The organism is Halorussus rarus (assembly GCF_003369835.1).
In the GTDB taxonomy this organism is placed as follows: domain Archaea; phylum Halobacteriota; class Halobacteria; order Halobacteriales; family Haladaptataceae; genus Halorussus; species Halorussus rarus.
This window is the reverse complement of record NZ_QPMJ01000001.1, coordinates 744,314-762,935: the sequence shown is the minus strand read 5'-3', so window position 1 is coordinate 762,935 and position 18,622 is coordinate 744,314. Positions and strand designations below refer to the sequence as shown.

The 18,622-nt window shown below is 68.7% G+C and carries 22 protein-coding genes; 12 read left to right on the top strand and 10 right to left on the bottom strand.

Going from position 1 to position 18,622, the window contains the following annotated elements; genetic code table 11:
* Nucleotides 1–119 precede the first annotated feature (119 nt).
* The 3 genes from DVR07_RS03910 (at nt 120) to DVR07_RS03900 (ending at nt 1,408) form a co-directional block, all read left to right on the top strand.
* Nucleotides 120–341: a hypothetical protein gene (locus DVR07_RS03910; protein ID WP_115795461.1), complete on the top strand. Its 222-nt coding sequence runs from the start codon at nt 120–122 to the stop codon at nt 339–341.
* 34 nt (nt 342–375) lie between these two features.
* The gene (locus DVR07_RS03905; RefSeq protein ID WP_115795460.1) at nt 376–726 is read left to right on the top strand and encodes a hypothetical protein; all 351 of its coding nucleotides are present in this window, start codon (nt 376–378) and stop codon (nt 724–726) included.
* 151 nt (nt 727–877) lie between these two features.
* Nucleotides 878–1,408 (top strand): type II toxin-antitoxin system RatA family toxin, encoded by a 531-nt coding sequence (locus DVR07_RS03900; RefSeq protein ID WP_115795459.1) that lies wholly within the window; start codon nt 878–880, stop codon nt 1,406–1,408.
* 97 nt (nt 1,409–1,505) lie between these two features.
* Here DVR07_RS03900 and DVR07_RS03895 read toward each other — a convergent pair whose 3' ends face one another.
* The gene (locus DVR07_RS03895; RefSeq protein WP_115795458.1) at nt 1,506–2,072 is read right to left on the bottom strand and encodes a plastocyanin/azurin family copper-binding protein; all 567 of its coding nucleotides are present in this window, start codon (nt 2,070–2,072) and stop codon (nt 1,506–1,508) included.
* Between the two features lie 243 nt (nt 2,073–2,315).
* On the bottom strand, nt 2,316–3,380 hold the full coding sequence (locus DVR07_RS03890) for a M42 family metallopeptidase (protein WP_115795457.1): 1,065 nt from the start codon (nt 3,378–3,380) through the stop codon (nt 2,316–2,318).
* A 289-nt stretch (nt 3,381–3,669) separates the two neighbouring features.
* Between DVR07_RS03890 and DVR07_RS03885 the strand changes: the two genes are divergently transcribed.
* Nucleotides 3,670–4,665: a glycosyltransferase family 2 protein gene (locus DVR07_RS03885; RefSeq protein WP_115795456.1), complete on the top strand. Its 996-nt coding sequence runs from the start codon at nt 3,670–3,672 to the stop codon at nt 4,663–4,665.
* Nucleotides 4,666–4,730: 65 nt separating this feature from the next.
* Here DVR07_RS03885 and DVR07_RS03880 read toward each other — a convergent pair whose 3' ends face one another.
* Both DVR07_RS03880 and DVR07_RS03875 read right to left on the bottom strand, forming a co-directional pair.
* Nucleotides 4,731–5,837: a DUF354 domain-containing protein gene (locus DVR07_RS03880; RefSeq protein WP_115795455.1), complete on the bottom strand. Its 1,107-nt coding sequence runs from the start codon at nt 5,835–5,837 to the stop codon at nt 4,731–4,733.
* A gap of 259 nt (nt 5,838–6,096) precedes the next feature.
* A complete protein-coding gene (locus DVR07_RS03875) occupies nt 6,097–7,596 on the bottom strand; it encodes a hypothetical protein (protein WP_115795454.1) in 1,500 nt (499 codons plus the stop codon).
* Between the two features lie 395 nt (nt 7,597–7,991).
* Between DVR07_RS03875 and DVR07_RS03870 the strand changes: the two genes are divergently transcribed.
* Nucleotides 7,992–8,255 (top strand): MTH865 family protein, encoded by a 264-nt coding sequence (locus DVR07_RS03870; RefSeq protein WP_115795453.1) that lies wholly within the window; start codon nt 7,992–7,994, stop codon nt 8,253–8,255.
* On the opposite strand, the gene DVR07_RS03865 is transcribed toward DVR07_RS03870, so the two are convergent.
* Nucleotides 8,256–8,519 (bottom strand): hypothetical protein, encoded by a 264-nt coding sequence (locus DVR07_RS03865; protein ID WP_115795452.1) that lies wholly within the window; start codon nt 8,517–8,519, stop codon nt 8,256–8,258.
* 100 nt (nt 8,520–8,619) lie between these two features.
* Here DVR07_RS03865 and DVR07_RS03860 point away from each other — a divergent pair, with 100 nt between their 5' ends.
* From DVR07_RS03860 to DVR07_RS03830, 7 genes are all read left to right on the top strand, one after another.
* On the top strand, nt 8,620–10,002 hold the full coding sequence (locus DVR07_RS03860) for a hypothetical protein (RefSeq protein ID WP_115795451.1): 1,383 nt from the start codon (nt 8,620–8,622) through the stop codon (nt 10,000–10,002).
* 4 nt (nt 10,003–10,006) lie between these two features.
* Nucleotides 10,007–10,372 (top strand): DUF7410 domain-containing protein, encoded by a 366-nt coding sequence (locus DVR07_RS03855; RefSeq protein ID WP_240147431.1) that lies wholly within the window; start codon nt 10,007–10,009, stop codon nt 10,370–10,372.
* A 24-nt stretch (nt 10,373–10,396) separates the two neighbouring features.
* A complete protein-coding gene (locus tag DVR07_RS03850; protein ID WP_115795450.1) occupies nt 10,397–10,756 on the top strand; it encodes a DUF7541 family protein in 360 nt (119 codons plus the stop codon).
* A 133-nt stretch (nt 10,757–10,889) separates the two neighbouring features.
* Nucleotides 10,890–11,117, top strand: a complete 228-nt coding sequence (locus tag DVR07_RS03845; protein ID WP_115795449.1) for a DUF6684 family protein — start codon at nt 10,890–10,892, stop codon at nt 11,115–11,117.
* Nucleotides 11,118–11,305: 188 nt separating this feature from the next.
* Nucleotides 11,306–13,087 (top strand): cytochrome c oxidase subunit I, encoded by a 1,782-nt coding sequence (locus DVR07_RS03840; protein ID WP_368280868.1) that lies wholly within the window; start codon nt 11,306–11,308, stop codon nt 13,085–13,087.
* 289 nt (nt 13,088–13,376) lie between these two features.
* Complete coding sequence (locus DVR07_RS03835) at nt 13,377–13,649, top strand: DUF7520 family protein (RefSeq protein ID WP_240318845.1); 273 nt, start codon at nt 13,377–13,379, stop codon at nt 13,647–13,649.
* Nucleotides 13,650–13,754: 105 nt separating this feature from the next.
* Nucleotides 13,755–14,153, top strand: a complete 399-nt coding sequence (locus DVR07_RS03830) for a universal stress protein (RefSeq protein WP_115795447.1) — start codon at nt 13,755–13,757, stop codon at nt 14,151–14,153.
* Between the two features lie 135 nt (nt 14,154–14,288).
* On the opposite strand, the gene DVR07_RS03825 is transcribed toward DVR07_RS03830, so the two are convergent.
* Genes DVR07_RS03825 through DVR07_RS03805 form a run of 5 tightly spaced genes read right to left on the bottom strand, consistent with a single transcriptional unit; the run spans nt 14,289 to nt 18,601 of the window.
* Entirely contained in the window at nt 14,289–15,017 is a 729-nt protein-coding gene (locus DVR07_RS03825; protein WP_115795446.1) for a thioredoxin domain-containing protein, read from the bottom strand.
* Nucleotides 14,983–15,729: an ABC transporter ATP-binding protein gene (locus DVR07_RS03820; RefSeq protein WP_115795445.1), complete on the bottom strand. Its 747-nt coding sequence runs from the start codon at nt 15,727–15,729 to the stop codon at nt 14,983–14,985. Before DVR07_RS03820 ends, DVR07_RS03825 begins: the two co-directional genes overlap by 35 nt.
* Nucleotides 15,726–16,484, bottom strand: coding sequence for an ABC transporter ATP-binding protein (locus DVR07_RS03815; protein ID WP_115795444.1), 759 nt, complete (start codon nt 16,482–16,484; stop codon nt 15,726–15,728). The genes DVR07_RS03820 and DVR07_RS03815 overlap by 4 nt, the downstream gene beginning before the upstream one ends.
* Complete coding sequence (locus DVR07_RS03810) at nt 16,485–17,669, bottom strand: branched-chain amino acid ABC transporter permease (RefSeq protein WP_115795443.1); 1,185 nt, start codon at nt 17,667–17,669, stop codon at nt 16,485–16,487.
* On the bottom strand, nt 17,666–18,601 hold the full coding sequence (locus DVR07_RS03805; RefSeq protein WP_115795442.1) for a branched-chain amino acid ABC transporter permease: 936 nt from the start codon (nt 18,599–18,601) through the stop codon (nt 17,666–17,668). Before DVR07_RS03805 ends, DVR07_RS03810 begins: the two co-directional genes overlap by 4 nt.
* Nucleotides 18,602–18,622 lie beyond the last annotated feature (21 nt).

Sequence of the window (18,622 nt, the reverse complement as noted above, 5' to 3'; positions counted from 1 at the left end):
GTCGGCCCTGGGGCGTTCCCGCGGCGGTGACAGCGAGGTTGCACGTTCTCGGACGTCCGGGATTCTGTTGGTTTTCCGCCGTCAGTGGGTTTAAGTTTGTGCGCCGTCCTCGGGAGCGCATGGCACGCGAGACTGCGCGGATGGACAAGGCGCTCGCGGGGGCGGTCGGACTCGCCGCCGGAGCGGTGATCGGCGCGCACGCGCTGCGGCTCTACCGCGGCGACGAGAGCGCGAGCGTCGTCTGTACCGAGTGCGGCGAATCGATGCCGGTCGACGAGGTGCTCGACCCGACCGTGACCTGCAACTGCGTCGCGCCGCGGGACTCACACGACTTCTGGTAGGAGGGTTTACCCGCTTCGCGACCGACGACCCGGTATGGACGACGCGGAGCTCCGCGAGCGACTCGAGCAGCGCCTGATGAGCCACGGCGTCTACGTCACCGACCTCGCGACCGACGGCGGCACCTTGCACATCGGCTACGAGACGGCGGCGCCCGGCGACGGCGTTCCCCACCGCGAGGTCGGCAGGGTGCTGAACCGTCTGCTGGACCTCCAGGCGGAGGAAGAGTGGGAGCCGACCGACGTGCGGGGCAGCGTCACAGACCTCGACGGAAACCGCCGCGGGACGTGGCGGGCGGACGAGGAGTGGCTGATCGCCCACGACCGGGGCGACGTCTCTGACGTGGAGCTCTCACAGCGCGTCCTCGACACCATCGAGGAGGCGTGACGGCGTTCGGGGACGCGTGTCGGTGACCCCGGCGGTACGGGGCGGGAGCTGTCATCCTCCGCGGCGGTGGCACCCCTCTGCCCCGCGGCCGAATTCCGTACAGAGCCCGCCCGCCGGAAGTTTTACGCCGGGTTCGGCCCAACCTCGGCGCGTGGACAGCGTCGAACTCAGCACCGTCGTCTACGTGTCGCCCGAGGAGGCCTACGAGTTCCTCGCCGACTTCGAGGGGTACGCCGACTACTCCGAGCACTTAGACCGGGTGACCCGCCACGGCGACGGCGGTCCCGGCACCGAGTACGACATCCACCTCAAGTGGTGGAAGCTGAACTACGTCGTCCGGTCGGAGGTGACCGACTTCGAGCCGCCCGAGCGCATCGCGTGGCGCATCGTCAAGGACCTCGACGCCCACGGGAGGTGGGTGGTCGAGCCGGCCCCCGAGGAGGCACCGCCCGACCGAGAGTCCGCCTCGCAGGTCCGACTGGTCATCGAGTTCGACGCCGACTCGGCGAGCTCCGACATGATCGACCTGCCGCGGCTGGTCTCGCTCGACTGGGTCATCGACAAGGTGAAACCGCTCGTGCTGAAGGAAGCCCGGAAGGTCGTCGCGCGCATCGTCGAGGACCTCGAGGGCGAGCGCCGCGAGGTCGACCTGACGCTCCACGACTCGCCCGACACGATCTGAGAATCCGGGCCGCGAGGCGACGCGCGACCGGTCGGTCCCGAAACCGGTCGGTCCCGCGGCTGGTCGGTCGGCGGACCGAAAAGGGAACGGAGCCGCGCTACTCCTCTATCTGGCCGTAGTCGCCGCCGTACTTCATGAAGAAGTAGGCGAGACCGAGCGTGAACACCAGCGCGGCGGTCGTGGCGATGCCGAGGGTCTTGGCGCTGCTCGGGATGGCGGGACCGCCGCCGCCCGTCGAGGCGCCGCCCTCCTGGACGGTGATGGTGCCGGTCATGCCGGCGGTCTCGTGGGGTTGGCAGTAGTACTCGTAGGTGCCGGTGGTCTCGAAGGTGTGGGAGTACTCGTGGCCCGTGTTGTACGTCTTGGTCTCGCCGCCCGCGGTCCCCTCCCAGTTGGCGCCGTCGGGCTGGCTCGACGGGACGACGTTGTGGTTGTCCGACTCCCACACGAAGTTGACCGTGGTACCGGGCGCGATGGTGAGTTCGGCGGGCTCGAACACCAGGCTGCCGCCGGGGCCGACGACGACTTCCTGTGCCGCGCCGCCGCCTCCGCCGCCCTCCTCCTGGGCTACGGCGGTGCCGGCCGCCCCGGCGGCGGCCGCGGTCCCGGTTGCGGCTCGCATGAACCCGCGCCGCGTGACCGACTCGCTTCCTTCCGTGCTCATGGTCGGGAGTTACGGTGGCGGGTACTCTATACTTTCGATACAACCCCACCTTTTTTCGTCGTCGGGTGTCCTCGCTCACTTCGCTCGCTGCGGGAACCCTTCTCGAAAAAATGTGGATCAAAAAAGGGCCGCTCGCTCACTCGCCTCGCTCGTTCGCTCGCGGTACAGCTAGCTGGTGGTCGGACGGAAGGCGAGCCGGAATCGCGACTCCGGGCGTCGAGAGCGAGAACCGGTCGCCGGCGACTACAGGCTGTAGTCGTGGTCGCCGGTCTCGGTCTCGAGGAACGCGGTCAGCAGGTCGATTGTCGCCTCCACGTCGGCGTGGTGGACGCTCTCGGTGACGGTGTGGAGGTACCGGGTCGGGACCGAGATGGCGCCCACGGGCTTGGCGCCGTTGGTGTTCTGGAAGCCCGCGGTGTCGGTCGCGCCCGAGGGCAGCACCTCGAGCTGGTGGTCGATACCGCGGTCCTCGGCGACCGAACGCAGCCGGCGGTGGACCTTCGGGGTCGTGACCACGCTGGAGTCCTTGAGCTTGACCGCGGCACCCCCGCCGAGCTCCGTCACGTACTCGCTCTCCTTCCCGACCGCGGGGATGTCGTTGGCGACCGTCACGTCGAGCGCGACCGCGAGGTCCGGGTCGAGGTCGACGCCGAGCGCCGGCGCGCCCCGGACACCGAGCTCCTCCTGGACCGTGGCGCAGAAGTGGACCGTCACGTCGGGGTCGTCGAGCCGCTTGGCGGCCTCGAGCATCGCGAACAGGCACACCCGGTCGTCGAGCGCCTTGCCGGTCACATGCTCGCCGACCCGGGTCGTGGTCTGCTCCATGCTCACCAGGTCGCCGACCGAGACGCGCTCCGCGACCTCGTCGGCGGGGAGACCGAGGTCGATGGCCACGTCGTCGACCGAGAACTCCTCGTCGTCGTCCTTGACGTGGGTCGGGATCGACCCGATGACGCCAGTCATGTCCTCCCCCTCGGCGTGGACGGTCACGCGCTGGGCCCGGAGCACGTCGGGGTCCCACCCGCCCAGGGTGTCGACCTCGAGGAAGCCGTCGTCGGTGACGTGCTTGACCATGAAGCCGATCTCGTCCATGTGGGCGGCGACCGCCACGGAGTAGTCGCTCGCGCCCTCCACGGTCCCCACGACGTTTCCCATCGCGTCGGTGCGGACAGCGTCGACCGCACCGTCGAACTCCCGACGGACGAGTTCCCGCACCCGGTCCTCGTACCCGGGGACGCCGCTGGTCTCGGTGAACTCGCGGAGGAGGTCGAAGTCGAAGCCGAAGTCGGGGTCGGAGTCTGCGCTCATGCGAGCTACTGACCGCCCGGCGGCCATAAACCCGTCTCTTCGGGCATTCGGACCGACCTCTCGGGATTCCGGCCGGCAGTTTGCGGCGATTGACCGGTCGATTGGGCGCCTGTACCGCGTCGGCGGGTCTCGGTTGGGCGCCTGTACCTGCGACGACGGCCGACCCTAGGTCGACCCTCCGCGGGCAGGCGATTCGACAGCCGACCCATAACAAAAGGTCGCAGGGACGTACCTCGGCCGACGTGACCGCGCCCAGCGCGGGCAGCGACCCCCAGCGAGACACCGAACAATGTACAACGGAAACACAGTCGGCGTCGTCGTACCGGCGTACAACGAGGAGGGGCGCGTGGGCGACGTCGTCGACACGCTCCCCGAGTTCGTCGACCGGGCGTACGTCGTCGACGACCAGTCGACCGACGGGACGTGGCAGGAGATACAGGAACACGCGGAGAAGGCGAACCGGACCGCGCCGACCCCCGAGCCGGTCCCGGCCCTCGCGGACGGCGGCGTCGGCGTCGACGCTCCCCGGAAGGTGGTGCCGATCCGCCACGAGACCAACCGCGGCGTCGGCGGCGCGATAAAGACCGGCTACCGCCGGGCGTACGCCGACGGGATGGACGTGACGGCGGTGATGGCCGGCGACGGACAGATGGACCCCGACCGGCTCCCGCGTCTGCTCGACCCCATCGTGGCTGGCGACGCCGACTACGCGAAGGGGACCCGGCTCCTCGACCCCGAGTTCCGCGAGGGGATGCCGCCGTTCCGGCTGTTCGGCAACCGGCTCCTGTCGGTGCTGACCAAGTTCGCCAGCGGCTACTGGGGGACGACCGATCCCCAGAACGGCTACACCGCCATCTCGCGCGACGCCCTCGGCAGCCTCGACCTCGACCGGCTCTACGACGACTACGGCTTCGCCAACGAGCTGCTCGCCCGGCTGAACTCCCGCGGGATGACGGTCGCCGACGTGGCGATGCCCGCGGTGTACGGCGACGAGGAGAGCACCATCCGGTACCGGAGCTTCGTCCCGAAGCTGTCGTGGCTCCTGCTGTCGAACTTCGTCGAACGTCAATGGACTCGATTCGCCGACGCCGGCGACCGGGTGACCCCGATCTGCTACGCGCTCGGCGCGCTCGGGCTGGTCGCCGCGGTCGTCGCGGGGCTGGCCGGCAGCGCGGGCTCGCTCGCGGCGCTCGTCGTCGGTAGCTACCTGTCGGTCGGCGCGGCGGTCTACCTGGAGCGGCGGCGCAGCCAGGACATGGAACTGCGGGTCACGGACGGCGAGTAACCGGAAGCTCCGGTTCTCGCAACGACTTTTCCGCTAGGTGAGAAGAAGAGCGCCGCGTCCGGACCTCAGTCGGCCGCCCGGCCCGCGGCCTCGTTCGGCATCCGGTCGTAGGTCCGCCTGGTCGGCAGCGACCGGAGGCTCGTCGGGTCGGTCGCCACGTCCACGATCAGGTCGGTGAGGTTCACCTTGTCTGCGAGGAACGCCTCTCGCTTGGCCGCCCACTCGTCGGCGACGCCCGACGCCGCGAGCAGGTCGGTCGCCGTCTCGAGCACCGCGTCGAACTCCCGGAAGTTGTAGATGAGCCCCTCGCGCTCGAGTTCGGTGAAGTTGCCCATGTCGTCGTCGCCGACGAAGGAGTTCGAGCGGACGGCGGGCGTGCCGAGGAGCGCGGCCTCGGTGACCATGGTCTGGGTGTCGGCCACGAGGAGGGAGGCCTCGGCGAGCGCGTCGTGGAGCAGCGCCGGGTGGAGGTCGAACGGTCGAGCGGGGAGCTCCGAGAAGTCGGTGGCCCCGCCCTCGTCTGAGACGAAGACGGTGGCGCGCTCGGCGAGCCGGTCGACCAGTTCCCGTCGCTTCTCGGGGGTGAAGCCGGCCTGGCCGACGTCGTGGTGGGAGCCGAACGCGTTCAGCCGCACGACGGCGAACTCCTCGTCCGGCCCGACGTCCAGCTCCTCGCGGATGTCGGTCTGAGGCTCCCACTCCTCCGGGTGGAGGTACGCGCACTCCTTGAACCCGCGGAAGACGTGGTGCTTCTCGCCGAGGTCCTTGTCGAACGTGTGGGGCGTGAGGTAGGCGTCGGCGAAGGGCCGGGAGACGGCGTGGTCGAGGTGGGTGTTCTCGGAGTCGGTGACGAGCACCGTCGGCGCGTCGGCGGCCGCGCCCGCGTGGGCGGCGTACGCGCCGACCCCGAAGATCCGGTCGGGGTCGTACTCCCGGACGTGCCGGAGAATCGTCACGTAGTGTCGCGGGAGCTGACGCGCCAGCGAGTACTTGCTGGTCGCGAGTTCGCCGTAGACCTCGTGGGGTACCTCGTAGTACTCCAGCAGGTCGAGGGTGCAGCCGTAGTCGCGGGCCAGCACCAGCGCGTCGTGGCCGCGGTCCCGGAGCTCTCGGACGGCGTTACGGTAGAGGTGAACGTGCGCGGGCGTGTTCGCGAAGAACAGATAGTTCATGTCCCGACGGCGGTTCGACGCCCCCGGCCATTGTTCCACGCCGCGTTCGCTCGCGTCAGTCCCCGTCAACTGACGGCACGCCGGCGGGTACGGACGGTTTGACGCGCCGGTAACTGCGACCTGTCGGCGCCGCTCCGGGCGTGATTCTGTAGATTCACGCTGGTCGGTCGCGCCGACCCGGTCTCGCCGAGAAAAGACGCCAGCGTCGACCGGACACCGACCGCGGTCGAGAGCCGACGGGTCGTCCGACGGAGCCGAATCAGGAGCCGTCGCGGACCTCGACGGTCGCGGGGCCGTCGAGCCGGAACGCGGTGATCTCCCCGGAGAACCGGAAGCCGTCCTTCCCGCCGATGACCCGGCCGGATATCTGACCGTCCTTAATCGTGTCGTGGCGGTTGACCGACCCGAGCGCCGCGCTCTTGCGGGCCGCGCCGCTGACCTCGAACGTGTAGGTGCTGGCCCTGCGGGGCGCGTCGCTCCCGTCGATGACGAGTTCGTTCGGCAGGACGAGGTCGCCGACGCCGACCTCCTCGCCGCCGTACCGGAGCGTCCACTTGCTCTCGTCGAGGTCCATCGAGACGACGTCGCCGTCGACGAGGTAGGAGTCGCCGTAGCCGTTGCCCGAGACGCCCGAGACCGTGACCGTGCCGTCGCCGTTGTCGGTCACGCTATCGTTGCCCTCGGACTCGACACCGCCGGTCGCGGACGTGCGCTTCGTCACGCTGCCCTCGACGGTGAACTCGTAGGTGACGTTCGACGTGTTCTGCCCGGCGACGAGTTCGAGCACGGTCCCGGTCGCGTTCGAGTCGTCGGGCTCGCTCGTCTCGGGGGTGCCGGAGCCGGTACTACCGCCGCTGGCGGTGCCACTGGCGGCCTCCTCGGCCGTCATGGGAACGCCCGACGGGACCCGGTCGGTGTTGGCGTCCGAGCCCCAGCGGGTGTTCGTCGAGGAGATGGAGGGCTCGCCGGCCCGGCTGTCCGCAACCACGCGCGACCCTTCGATGTCCGAGTCCTTCACCTCGACCGGGCCCCACCAGGCCCACACGCCGCGGGAGTTGGTCGCGCCCGGGGAGGAGCAGCCGACGCCGCAGGGCCGGGTCGTCCCGGTCCGGACCACGCAGTTCTCGACGCGGCAGGTCCGGCCGTCGATGGAGCCGACCCGGATGTTCGAGATGTTGTTGCTGTCGAAGAAGCTGTCGGAGACGTTCACCACCCCGCCGTGGCGGCCGTGGTAGGAGTAGCCCGGGTCGGTGCCGTAGAGGCCGTTGTCGATGAAGTGGGCGATGTGGACGTTCCGGAAGTTGAGCGTGCCGTAGTGGTCGTGACCGTTGACCCAGATGCCGCCCTTGCCCGAGCGCGCGGTCTGGCCGTCGCCCATGTAGAGGTTCTCGACCGTGGCGGTCCCGCCCTCCGAGACCGCGGGCGTGAACAGGTAGTGGCCGCCGGGATGCTCGCCCTTGAAGGCGACGTTCCGGACGGTCCAGTCGTCCCCGTTCGCGTGTATCTTGGCCGAGGCGCCCTCGGCGGTCATGTCGATCAGGAGGTTCTCCAGCGTCTCGCCGCTCCCGACGCTGAACGTGCGGGTATCGCCCGCCGAGACCGTGACCGTCCGGTACTCCGCGGCGTCCGCCGCGCCGGTCGCCAGCGAACCGACGCCGACCGCGGCGGCGACGCCGGCCCCTGCGGCCCCGAGGAAGGAGCGCCGGTCCACCGTTACGTCTGACTGTTCGTCTTCGCGTGCCGTCGTGTCGCGTGCCATGCCACTTTCAAAGCTCAGTTACTATACTACAAGCCTTCCGGTTTCAGTTCAATGTGGAATTACTCATTTATTACTGATGTGGCGTTCGAGCCGTATACGCCGTTTCCCGACGCCCTCCGGTGAATCGCGTGACCCGAGCGTGCGACAAAACGCCGACTACTCAGCGAAGTCCCCTCGACTGCCAGTAGGACCAGCAAGCCGGCGTTACCGTCTTCTTACCGAAGAATAAGCTCGCATTTCCGGCGTCGTCACCCTCTGCCTACCGACGGCACCGCCTCCCAATCCGGAGTGGGTGGCGATGCGGACGAGAGCGGACCGCGACGTTCGGAGAAACGGACAACGAGTTTTCCGTTGTTCCGGAACGTTTTTGCCCCAATCGACACACATCAACGGACATGGCAGACGAAGAAACCGAAGCCGAACTCCGCGAGCAGTTCACCGAGGCGTTCGAGGGCGCCGACTACCCCGTCAGCAACCCGATGGACCTCGTGCCCGCACTCCCGGACGGCCCGGGAACGCGCTTCGAGGCCGGCGACGTCAGCTTCACCGCGATGGAACTGTCCACGAAGCTCGGAAGTGACCAGGACTTCCCCTACGACGACGTCGACACGCTGGTCGACGACCTCATCGAGGGGCTGAAGTCCAACGACATGCTGTAGCTACTCCTCGCCATCCTCGTCCTCCTCGTCCGGCAACGCGACGAGGAGGACCTCCCAGACGTCGTACTGCTCGTTGAAGTGGCTGTCGAGCACCCGGTCCTTCTCGCCGATGGGAATCGGCTGCTGGGGGTGGGACACCTCGAGCCACGTCACGGTCGGCTCGGTGATGTCCATCTCGGCGATGTCGTCGGGCTGCTTGGCGGTCTCGGCCTGTTCCCCGAAGTCGGGCTCTCCCGGACCTGTCGGTGTGCCTTGGCGTTCCACGGTAATCTCCCCGGCCCCGCTACCACACCGACCTACAAAGACCTGCTGGCGGTCGCCCGACTCCGGAAGCGACAAGTCCCGACCGGCCCAACCACCGACGATGAGACGGCCGAACGCCCGAACGCTCGCGCTCGCGGCGGCCAGCCACGCGGCGGTCGCCGGAACGCTGTTCGCCGGGACCGCGCTCGCCCACGGCGGCGGCCTGCGCGCGGCCGCCGGCAGCCTCGCGGTGCCGACGTGGCTGTTCCTGCTGACCGGCGGCGGCGTCGTCGGCGCGTCGTTCCTGCTGGCGAGCTTCGTCACCGACCGGGCGTTCGTCCGCGCGGTCCACGACTGGCGGCGGGTCGTGGGCAGCCGGCTCGACGGCGCGGCGACGCTGACCCGCGTCGCCTCGGTCGCGGCGCTGGTCGGCGTCGTCGCCGTCGGCCTCTTCGGCCCGCAGTCGCTGTTCCGGAACGCCGCCATCCTGTTCGTCTGGGTCGGCTGGTGGGCCGGCTACGTCGCCACGGTGTACCTCGTCGGCAACAGCTGGCCCGCGCTCAACCCCTGGCGGGCGGTCGCCGAGTGGCTCCCGTCGCTCGACCGCGACTACCCCGAGCGACTGGGCGCGTGGCCCAGCGTGGTCGGCATCCTCGCGGTCGTCTGGCTGGAGGTCGTGAGCCCGCTGGCCGACGACCCCCGGCTGCTCGCGTGGGTCGTGGTCGGCTACTCGGTCGTCACGCTGGCGGGCGCGCTGACCTTCGGCCCGGACCGGTGGTTCGGGAGCGTCGACCCGGTCGCCCGGCTGTTCCGGTACTACGGGCTGGTCGCGCCCGTCCAGCGCGACGAGGACGGACTGACGCTCCGGACGCTTGGCGCGGCGCTGACCGACCCGGGCGTCGCCGACGGCCGCGACGAGGTGGCGTTCGTGGTGGCCATCCTGTGGGTCACCACCTACGACGGCTTCGTCGGCACGCCGGTCTGGGTCGCCATCGCGGAGACCGCGGTGGGCGCCGGCCTGCCCGCGGCGGTGCTGTACCCGCTCGCGATGGTCGTCGGGTACGCGCTGTTCCTGGGCGTCTACTGGCTCGCGGCCCGGTACGCCCGCCGGACCGCCGACACTTACCTCACGGCCGACGCCATCGGGCAGCGGTTCGCGCCCACGCTGCTGCCCATCGCGGCCGGCTACCACCTCGCGCACTTCCTCGGGCTGTTCGTCTCGCTCTCGCCCGCGCTGCTCGCGGCGCTGTCCAATCCCCTGAACCCGCCGCTCAACCCCTCGGTCGCCGTCCTGCCGGGCTGGTTCGGAATGCTCGCGGTCGCGTTCGTCCTGCTCGGTCACCTGCTGGCGGTGTGGGTCTCGCACGCGAGCGCGTACGAGGTGTTCCCGGGGCGCCTCCAGGCGGTCCGGAGCCAGTACCCATTCGTGGTCGCGATGGTGCTGTACACCATGACCAGCCTCTGGATCGTCTCCGCGCCCAGCGCCGAACCCCCGTTCGTCTGAACCCATGACCGACGAGCTACCCACCTACCAGACCGACGTCCCGCCCGGCGAGTCCCCAGCCGAGTGCCCGTACTGCGGCCGACCGCTGGAGAGCGAGGAGCTGCTGGTGCTCCACGAGGGGCTCGACCACTGGCGGCGCCTCGACGACGACCGGCGCGAGCAGTTCCGCGAGGCGTACGCCGGCGAGAGCGACGACCTGCGGACGTTCCGGCTGAAGATGCTCGGGCTGCTGATCGTGGTGTACTTCGTCTTCCTGTTCGTCTACTCGTGGGAGACAACCGACCCGTACAGCGTGGTGGCCCTGCCGCTCCTCGGGATGCGGGCGGCCCGCCGAGAACTCGCGCGTCTGGTCGGGAACGGTGGCCTTTAGTCTCGGGCCTCCCGATTCGTACGTATGGATGAGCAACCCGGGTTGAGTGACGAATACCGCAAGGCGAGTCCGTGGCCGCTGTTCGTCGCCTTCGGCCTCGCCATCTTCGAGGTCGGCATCGTCTGGCCGCTGTTTCCGGTGGCCGTCGGCGGACTCCTGCTGTTCGTGGGGAGCGTCGTCGGCATCCTCCGGGAGTCGGGCTACGTCGCCGACCCCTGGAAGGGACTGGTCACCGCCTCGGTGGTCTGCCTGGCGGCCGGCGGCGCCATCGCCTACTTCACGACCGGGTCGGTCCACCTCCGCGGGGTCGCCATCCTCGTCGGCGGCGTCATCATCCTGTTCGGCGGCGTCTTCGGGTCGTTCTGGCAGCCCAGCGCGGTCTGAGCGGGTACGCCGCGTCGGACGCCGGTCCACCCCGCTCGCGGACCGACCGAACCGGACTGCAAGCGGCCCGAACGAGGCCCGCCGCCGTTGCGAATCGCCAACCTATTTGATACCCCGGTGGGTACCCTCGTACATGGCAACCCCCGTCTTCGACAAGGAGACCTGGCTCGACATCTCCGTCAACATCATTCCGCTGTGCATCATCGGCTTCTTCGTCGCGCTGTTCGCGGGCGCCTCGCCGTGGGCCATCGAGGGGCTGACGTCCACCGTCGGGTTCGCCCTGCTGGTCGTCCCGTTCCTGCTGCTCGCGTACCTGACCTACTTCGCGGCCAAGCTCATCGAGAGCGCCGAGTCGGAGTAAGCGAACCGATTCCCCGGTCCGTTCCGCTACTCGTTCCGCGGTCGCTCGTCTTGTCGGGAATCCGACCTCGAACAGTGACGGATGTCCAACACGAAGCGGTAATCTTTGCCACCCTATCGCACGCAAATCCCGGATGCGACGGGGGCGTATCCTAACCTTTCTTTACCTTGTAGTCCTGACCATCGCGCATGGCAGAAGCCGGGCAGATCGCACTCACCGTCGTCATGGGGGTGCTCCTCGTGGGAGTCGCCGCGTTCCTCACCAGGCTCGAGGACTGGCGCTCCTACGCGCCCCTCACGACCGGCGGTAGCGGTTACGTCGGCGAACAGACCGGGCAGGCACACACCGAGAAGCCTGCCGGAATCGTGCGCTGGTTGACAACGGTCGACCACAAGGACATCGGCATCCTCTACGGCGTCTACGCCCTCGTCGCGTTCGCGTGGGGTGGCATCGCCGTCCTGCTGATGCGGGCCGAGCTGGCCGCGCCCGCCGAGAACTTCATCGGGGCGAACTTCTACAACGCCCTGCTGACGACCCACGGCATCACGATGCTGTTCCTGTTCGGGACGCCCATCATCGCGGCGTTCGGGAACTACTTCGTCCCGCTGCTCATCGGCGCGGACGACATGGCGTTCCCCCGGATCAACGCCATCGCGTTCTGGCTCCTCCCGCCGGCGGCACTGCTCATCTGGGCCGGATTCCCGCTCGCGTCGCTGACGGGCAGCATCGACCCCGCCCAGACGTCGTGGACGATGTACACGCCGCTGTCGGTCGAGCAGACCAACCCCGGCGTCGACCTGATGCTGCTCGGGTTGCATCTCTCGGGGGTGTCGGCGACGATGGGGGCGATCAACTTCATCGCGACAATCTTCACCGAGCGCGGCGAGGACGTGGGCTGGGAGAACCTCGACATCTTCTCGTGGACGATGATCACCCAGTCGGGACTCATCCTGTTCTCGTTCCCGCTGCTGGGTAGCGCGCTCGTGATGCTGCTGATGGACCGGAACCTCGGCACCATGTTCTACGCTGTCGAGGGCGGCGGCCCCATCCTGTGGCAGCACCTGTTCTGGTTCTTCGGCCACCCCGAGGTGTACATTCTGGTGCTGCCGCCGATGGGGCTCGTGAGTCTCATCCTACCGAGATTCGCTGGCCGGAAGCTGTTCGGGTTCAAGTTCGTCGTCTATTCGACGCTGGCCATCGGCGTGCTCTCGTTCGGCGTCTGGGCCCACCACATGTTCGCCGTCGGGATGGACCCGCGCATCCGGGCGAGCTTCATGGCGGTGTCGCTGGCCATCGCGGTGCCGAGCGCGGTCAAGACCTTCAACTGGATCACCACCATGTGGAACGGCCGGCTGCGGCTCACGTCGCCGATGCTGTTCTGCATCGGATTCGTCCAGAACTTCATCATCGGCGGGGTGACCGGCGTCTTCCTCGCGTCGATTCCGGTCGACCTGGTGCTGCACGACACCTACTACGTGGTCGGGCACTTCCACTTCATCGTGATGGGCGCCATCGCGATGGCCGGCTTCGCGGGCATCTACTACTGGTTCCCGCTGTTCACCGGCCGGATGTACCAGCGCACCCTCGCGAAGTGGCACTTCTGGCTGTCGATGATCGGGAGCAACGTGACGTTCTTCGCGATGATCCTACTGGGCTACGGCGGCATGCCCCGGCGTTACGCCACCTACGTCTTCAACAACGCTGAACTGGTGTCGATGTTCACCAACCTCCACCTCATCGCGACGGTGGGGGCGTTCATCATGGGTTTCGGTCAGCTCATCTTCGTCTACAACCTGGTGACCTCGTGGCTCGAGGGGCCGCGGGTCCGGTCCGGCGACCCGTGGGATCTCGAGGACGACGGACTCAAGACCAAGGAGTGGGCGTGGTTCGAGCGCAAGCGCGAGAACTCGGTCGCGGTCGCCGACGGCGGTGAGTCTCTCGAAGAGGGACGAACGTCGAACGACGAGTAGCGAGTCGTTCGGAAGCGAGCCGACCGACGACGAGTAGGGACGAAACCTCTTCTCCGATTCGACTGCCTCGCTACCGGCGGGTATCGTTCGATGTCGTCCGCGAGGTCGCGGACAGCTCCTGTGGTTTCGGCGCGTCGGCCGTCACGTCACCGCCAGGACGATGCCCATCGCGAACATGAGAACGGCGATACCCCCGAGCAGGTAGGCCAGCATGTCTTTCTCGGTCATACCGGACGTAGGGAGCGAGCGGATGAAAAGGCTAATCCTTCCGCCGTGCCGATTCTCGAACGTGAGCGAGACGCTCGGCGGACGGACGTTCGTGGTCGGGTTCTACCTCGTCGTCGTGGCGATCACCGGCGCGGTCGGCGCGGCGCTCGGCGCGGCGGGGCCCGCCGACCTCACCGCGGTGAAGCTCCTGGGGTTGGTCGAAATCGCGCCCACGCCCCTCGGCCTGGCAGTCTACGGCATGGTCACGGTGGGGCTGGCGCTGGGCGTCCCGCTGGCGCTGGTCGTCCTCGTCTCCCGGCGGGCCGGCGCCGAGCGCGCCGGCGAGAACACCTGACCGCCGAGCGGGAGGCGGCCCCGACCGCGGCGGCTCGGGCCCGTTCCGGAGCGACCGAGTTGCCCGGGCCCAACACCTAAGGCACCGTTCCGCGTCGGTACGAACATGTACCACGTCGTCATCGCCGTGGACGAAGGTGCCGAGCGAGCGCGCAAGCAGACCCGGGCGGTCGTCGACCTGCCTGCCGCCGACAGCGAGATACGGGCGACCCTGCTCCACGTCTTCACCGAGAATCCCGGCGGCGCGTCGGCGACGCAGGTCGGGTCGGTCCGGCGCGCCGAGGAGCTGCTGGAGGAGGCGGGCGTCGACGTCGAGGTCGCCGAGCGCAGCGGCGAACCCGCCGCCAGCGTCCTCGACTTCGCCGACAGCGAGGACGCCGACTGCATCTGCGTGGGCGGCCGGAGTCGGTCGCCCGCCGGCAAGGCCATCTTCGGCAGCGTCGCCCAGTCGATCATCCTGCAGTCCGACCGGCCGGTGCTCGTGACCGGATCGACGGAGGAGTAGCCGGAGTCAGTCCCGTTTCTGAAGACCGAACGCCGAACGCGGAGCGCCGGCGGTCGTCCCCGGCGTGACCAGCGAGCCGGAGAGTTCCTCGCGTAGCGTCTCGGCGAAAAATCCCGAACGGGACCCGACGCCGAATCAGGCGCCGAAGAAGCCCCGGAGCGCCGCGGCAGCGCCGTCGGCGTCGGTCTCGTCGATGACCCTGGTGTCCGACCCGTCGATGGCGACGAACCGCGGGGCGGCCTCCACGCCGTGGGTCCGGCAGAACTCGCCGGCGATCTCGCCGTCGACGCCCGCGACGTCGACCCCGTCGGGCACGGCCGAGAGCACCGCGTCGAGGTCGGCCTTCAGCGCGTCGCAGGGGTCGCAGAACCGCTTCCAGACCGACACCACCGCCCGGTCGCGGCCCGCGAGGAACGCCTCGGGGTCGTCGGTCACGTCCTCGACTGCCGGCGGGACCGGCGAGTCGGGGACGGCCTCCCAGACCATCCCGGCCATCGTCGTCAGGTCGTCCGCCGCGACCCGGCGGTCGAGGTGGGACCTGACCGCGAGGTAGCAGACGAACTCCCCGCGGTCGATGCCCCGCTCGCCGACCAGGTCGGCCGCCGCGTCCGCGTCGGGCAGGCCGAACGTCGAGGCGACCGCCTCGTGGAACTCGGTCTCGCCGACGCCGAGGTACGAGTCGTGGTAGATGGCCTGCGTGTCCTCGAACGCGTCGGTGGGACCGACCTCGCCGTCGTCGCCGACCGCCAGCACGCCCTCCTCGACCAGGAGGTCGAACAGCGCCTCGGGGTCGCCGATGGGCGCCGGGTCGGCCGCCTCGTCCGGCGCGTCAGACGCCGAGGTATCGCTCTCTCGTCTCGTCATCCTGACGTAGTTCGTCCGCGCTTCCCTCGAAGACGATACTCCCCTGGTCGATGACGTAGCAGCGGTCGGCGATGTCCATCGCGGCGACGGCGTTCTGCTCGACCAGCAGGATGGTCGTGCCCGACTCGCTGATGCCTTCGATGGCGTTCTCGACGTCCTCGATGATCTGGGGCGCCAGCCCCTCGTAGGGCTCGTCGAGCAGCAGCAGGTCGGTGCTCTGCTTGAGCGCCCGGGCGATGGCGAGCATCTGCTGCTCGCCGCCCGACAGCGTCCCTGCCTGCTGGGACTGGCGCTCGTCGAGCCGCGGGAACTCCTCGTACACCTGGTCGGTCGTCATGCCCGCGTGCTCGACCTCCGGAATCGTCCGCCCGACCGTGTTGGACGCGTTGTTGGTCACCTCGGCGAGGTGGAGGTTCTCGCTCACGGTGAGGTTCGGGAACACCCGCCGCTCCTCGGGTACCAGCGAGATGCCCCGCGAGGAGATGTCCTCGGGCGAGAGGTCGGTGATGTTCTCGTCCTTGAACGTCACGCTGCCGTCGCGGACCTCCGGCGGCCGCGCGCCCGAGATCGACCGCAGCGTGGTGGTCTTGCCCGCGCCGTTCCGGCCGAGCAGCGCGCAGATCTCGCCCTCCTCGACGTTCATCGTCACGTCGCGGAGGATGTGGCTCTGGCCGTAGTAGGAGTCGACGTCCGACAGTTCGAGCAGGCTCAAACCTCGACACCTCCGAGATACGCCTCCTGGACCTCAGGATCGCCCTGGACCTCCTCGGGCGTGCCCTCGGCGATGACGCTGCCGCGGTTGAGCACGACGATCCGGTCCGAGACGTTGAACACGATCTCCATGTCGTGCTCGACCAGCATGACGGTCAGGTCGAGCTCCTCCTTGACCTCCTCGATGAGTTCGACCGTGTTGGCCGTCTCCTCGGGCGACATGCCCGCGGTCGGTTCGTCCATCAGCAGCAGGTCGGGCTCGCTGGCGAGCGCGATGCCGATCTCCAGCCGGCGCTTGTCGCCGTACGGCAGGTCGGCCGCGGTGACGTTGCGCTGGCTCCAGAGCCCGACCGCGTCGAGCATCCGGCGGGCCAGGTCGTCGACCTCGCCGTAGCTGTCGCGCCGCCGCAGGAAGTTGAACCGGAACGAGCCGTGCTCGGCGGCCAGCGCCGCGATCTGAGCGTTCTCCTCGACGCTGAGCTCGGGGAAGATGGAGGCGGTCTGGAACGACCGGCTCACCCCTCGCTGGACGACCTCGTGGGGCTCGGCCGCGACGATGGAGTCGCCCTTGAACCGGATGTCGCCCGAGGAGACGTCGAGCATCCGCGTGATGAGGTTGATGAGCGTCGACTTGCCCGCCCCGTTGGGGCCGATGACGCTGACGCTCTCGCCCTCCTCGATGTCGAGGTTCACCTGGTCGACCGCGGTCAGCCCGCCGAACGACTTGGTGAGGTCGGTGGTCTCGAGCAGCCCCATCTACCGGTCACCTCCCGTGCGACTGCGGACCGCCTCGCCGACGTCCTCGAACAGCCCCCAGAGGCCGCGGGGGAACAGCGCGATGACCAGCACGAACACCAGTCCGAGGATGAGGTGCCAGTACGCGCCGAACCCCTCCATCAGTACCACCGGCTCCTGGACCAGCGTGAGCCACTCGGCGGGGCCGGTGAACGGCAGGGTCAGTGCCTGGACGCCGCTGATGATGTTCTCGACGTAGAGGTAGATGCCCGCGCCCACGATGGGCCCGAACAGCGACCCCACGCCGCCCAGCACCGACATGATGACGATTTCGCCGCTGGTCGTCCAGTACAGCGACTGGAGGGGCACGTACGCGCCGTAGATGGTGAACAGGCTGCCGGCGATGCCCGCGAACGCCCCGGAGATGACGAACGACATCAGCTTGTACCGCCAGACGTTCAGTCCGACGAACTCCGCGCGCTGCTCGTTCTCGCGGACGGCCCGGAACACCATGCCGTACGGCGAGTTGAGGATGCGGTAGGCGACCGCGACCGCGGCGACCGCCACGACCCCGACGAGCACGTACTTCCACGTCCCGACCAGCCAGCCCACCACGGGCACCGGGTACCGGAGGTCGATGACGCCGAGCAGCGACCCGATCTCGACCGCGGTGTACCCGTTCTCGCCGTTGGTGATCCAGGCCATCGGCGACAGCGCCATGTAGTAGGCCATCTGACCGAACGCCAGCGTGAGGATCGAGAAGTAGATGCCGCCCCGCCGGAGCGAGATGAACCCGAGCACCCACGCCAGCAGCGCCGCGAAGACGGTCCCGGCGAGGATGATGAGAATCGGGCTCGACGACACCAGGTTGCTGAAGATGCCGGCCGCGTACGCCGCGCCGCCCCAGAAGGCGGCGTGGCCGAACGACAGCAGGCCGGTGTACCCCAGCAGCAGGTTGAACCCCATGGCGAAGATGCCCCAGATGAGCATCAGCGTCGCGAGGTCCCGGTAGCCGTTGAGGAAGCCGCTGATCACCGGCGCGTCGGAGAACACCCACGGGAACACCGCGACGAACGCGGCGAACAGGCCGACGACGAACAGTTCGCTCTCCATGAGCGCGTCGAGCGAGAACAGTTCGCCCTCCGCCGCCCCGACGACGGTTCCTTCGTCGGCGGCGTCGGCGTGCTCGGTCTGCTCGTCGGTCATGGCGTCACCTCCTCGACGCCGAGCAGGCCCTGGGGCCGCGCGAGCAGCACGACGGCCGCCAGCACGTAGATGCCGACCTGGGACCACTGGGGCGCGACCGCGACCAGGATGGCCAGCGTCTCGCCGATGAGGATGCCGCCGATCACCGCGCCGGTAATGGAGCCGACCCCGCCGATGACGACGACGAGGAACGCCGGCACCAGCACCTCGGTGCCGATGTTGGGGTTGACCGCGTACAGCGGCCCGCCGACCACGCCGGCGACGCCCGCCAGCGCCGCGCCGACGCCGAACACCATGAGGTACGGCCGGGTGATCTTGATACCGAGGAGCTGGACCATCTCGGCGTCCCGCGTGCCCGCCCGGACGACCAGTCCGAAGTCAGTGTACTCAATGAGCAGGTAGACCCCGGCGACCAGCACCGCGGTGATGCCCAGCACGTACAGCCGCCACTGCGGGAAGCTACCGATGACGGGAACCGAGACCGGACCGCTCGCCCACGCCGGGCGCGCGAAGTTGTAGCTCTGGCCGCCGAACAGGATCTTGAACAGCTCCTGGACGACGATAGCCAGCCCGAACGTCAGCAGTATCTGGTCGGTGTCCGGCCTGTCGTAGAACGGCCTGGCCACGAACCGCTCCATCACGATGCCGACGACGAACACCACCGCGGGAACGATGATGAGCGCCGGCAGGAAGCCCCAGCCGAGTCCGAGTTCGGTGTACCCCCACTCCATCAACTTCCCGCCGGTCAGCTGCACCTCCAGCGTGATGAACAGGCCGACGTACGTCCCGATGAGGTACAGCGCCCCGTGGGCGAAGTTGACGAACTTGAGCGTGCCGAGGATGATCGACAGCCCGATCGCGACCAACACGTAGATGGCTCCCTGCTGGAGCCCGTTTATCAGCACTGTAGCCACTTGGGAAACAAGACTCACGCTTCTCCCCCCGAACGCTGT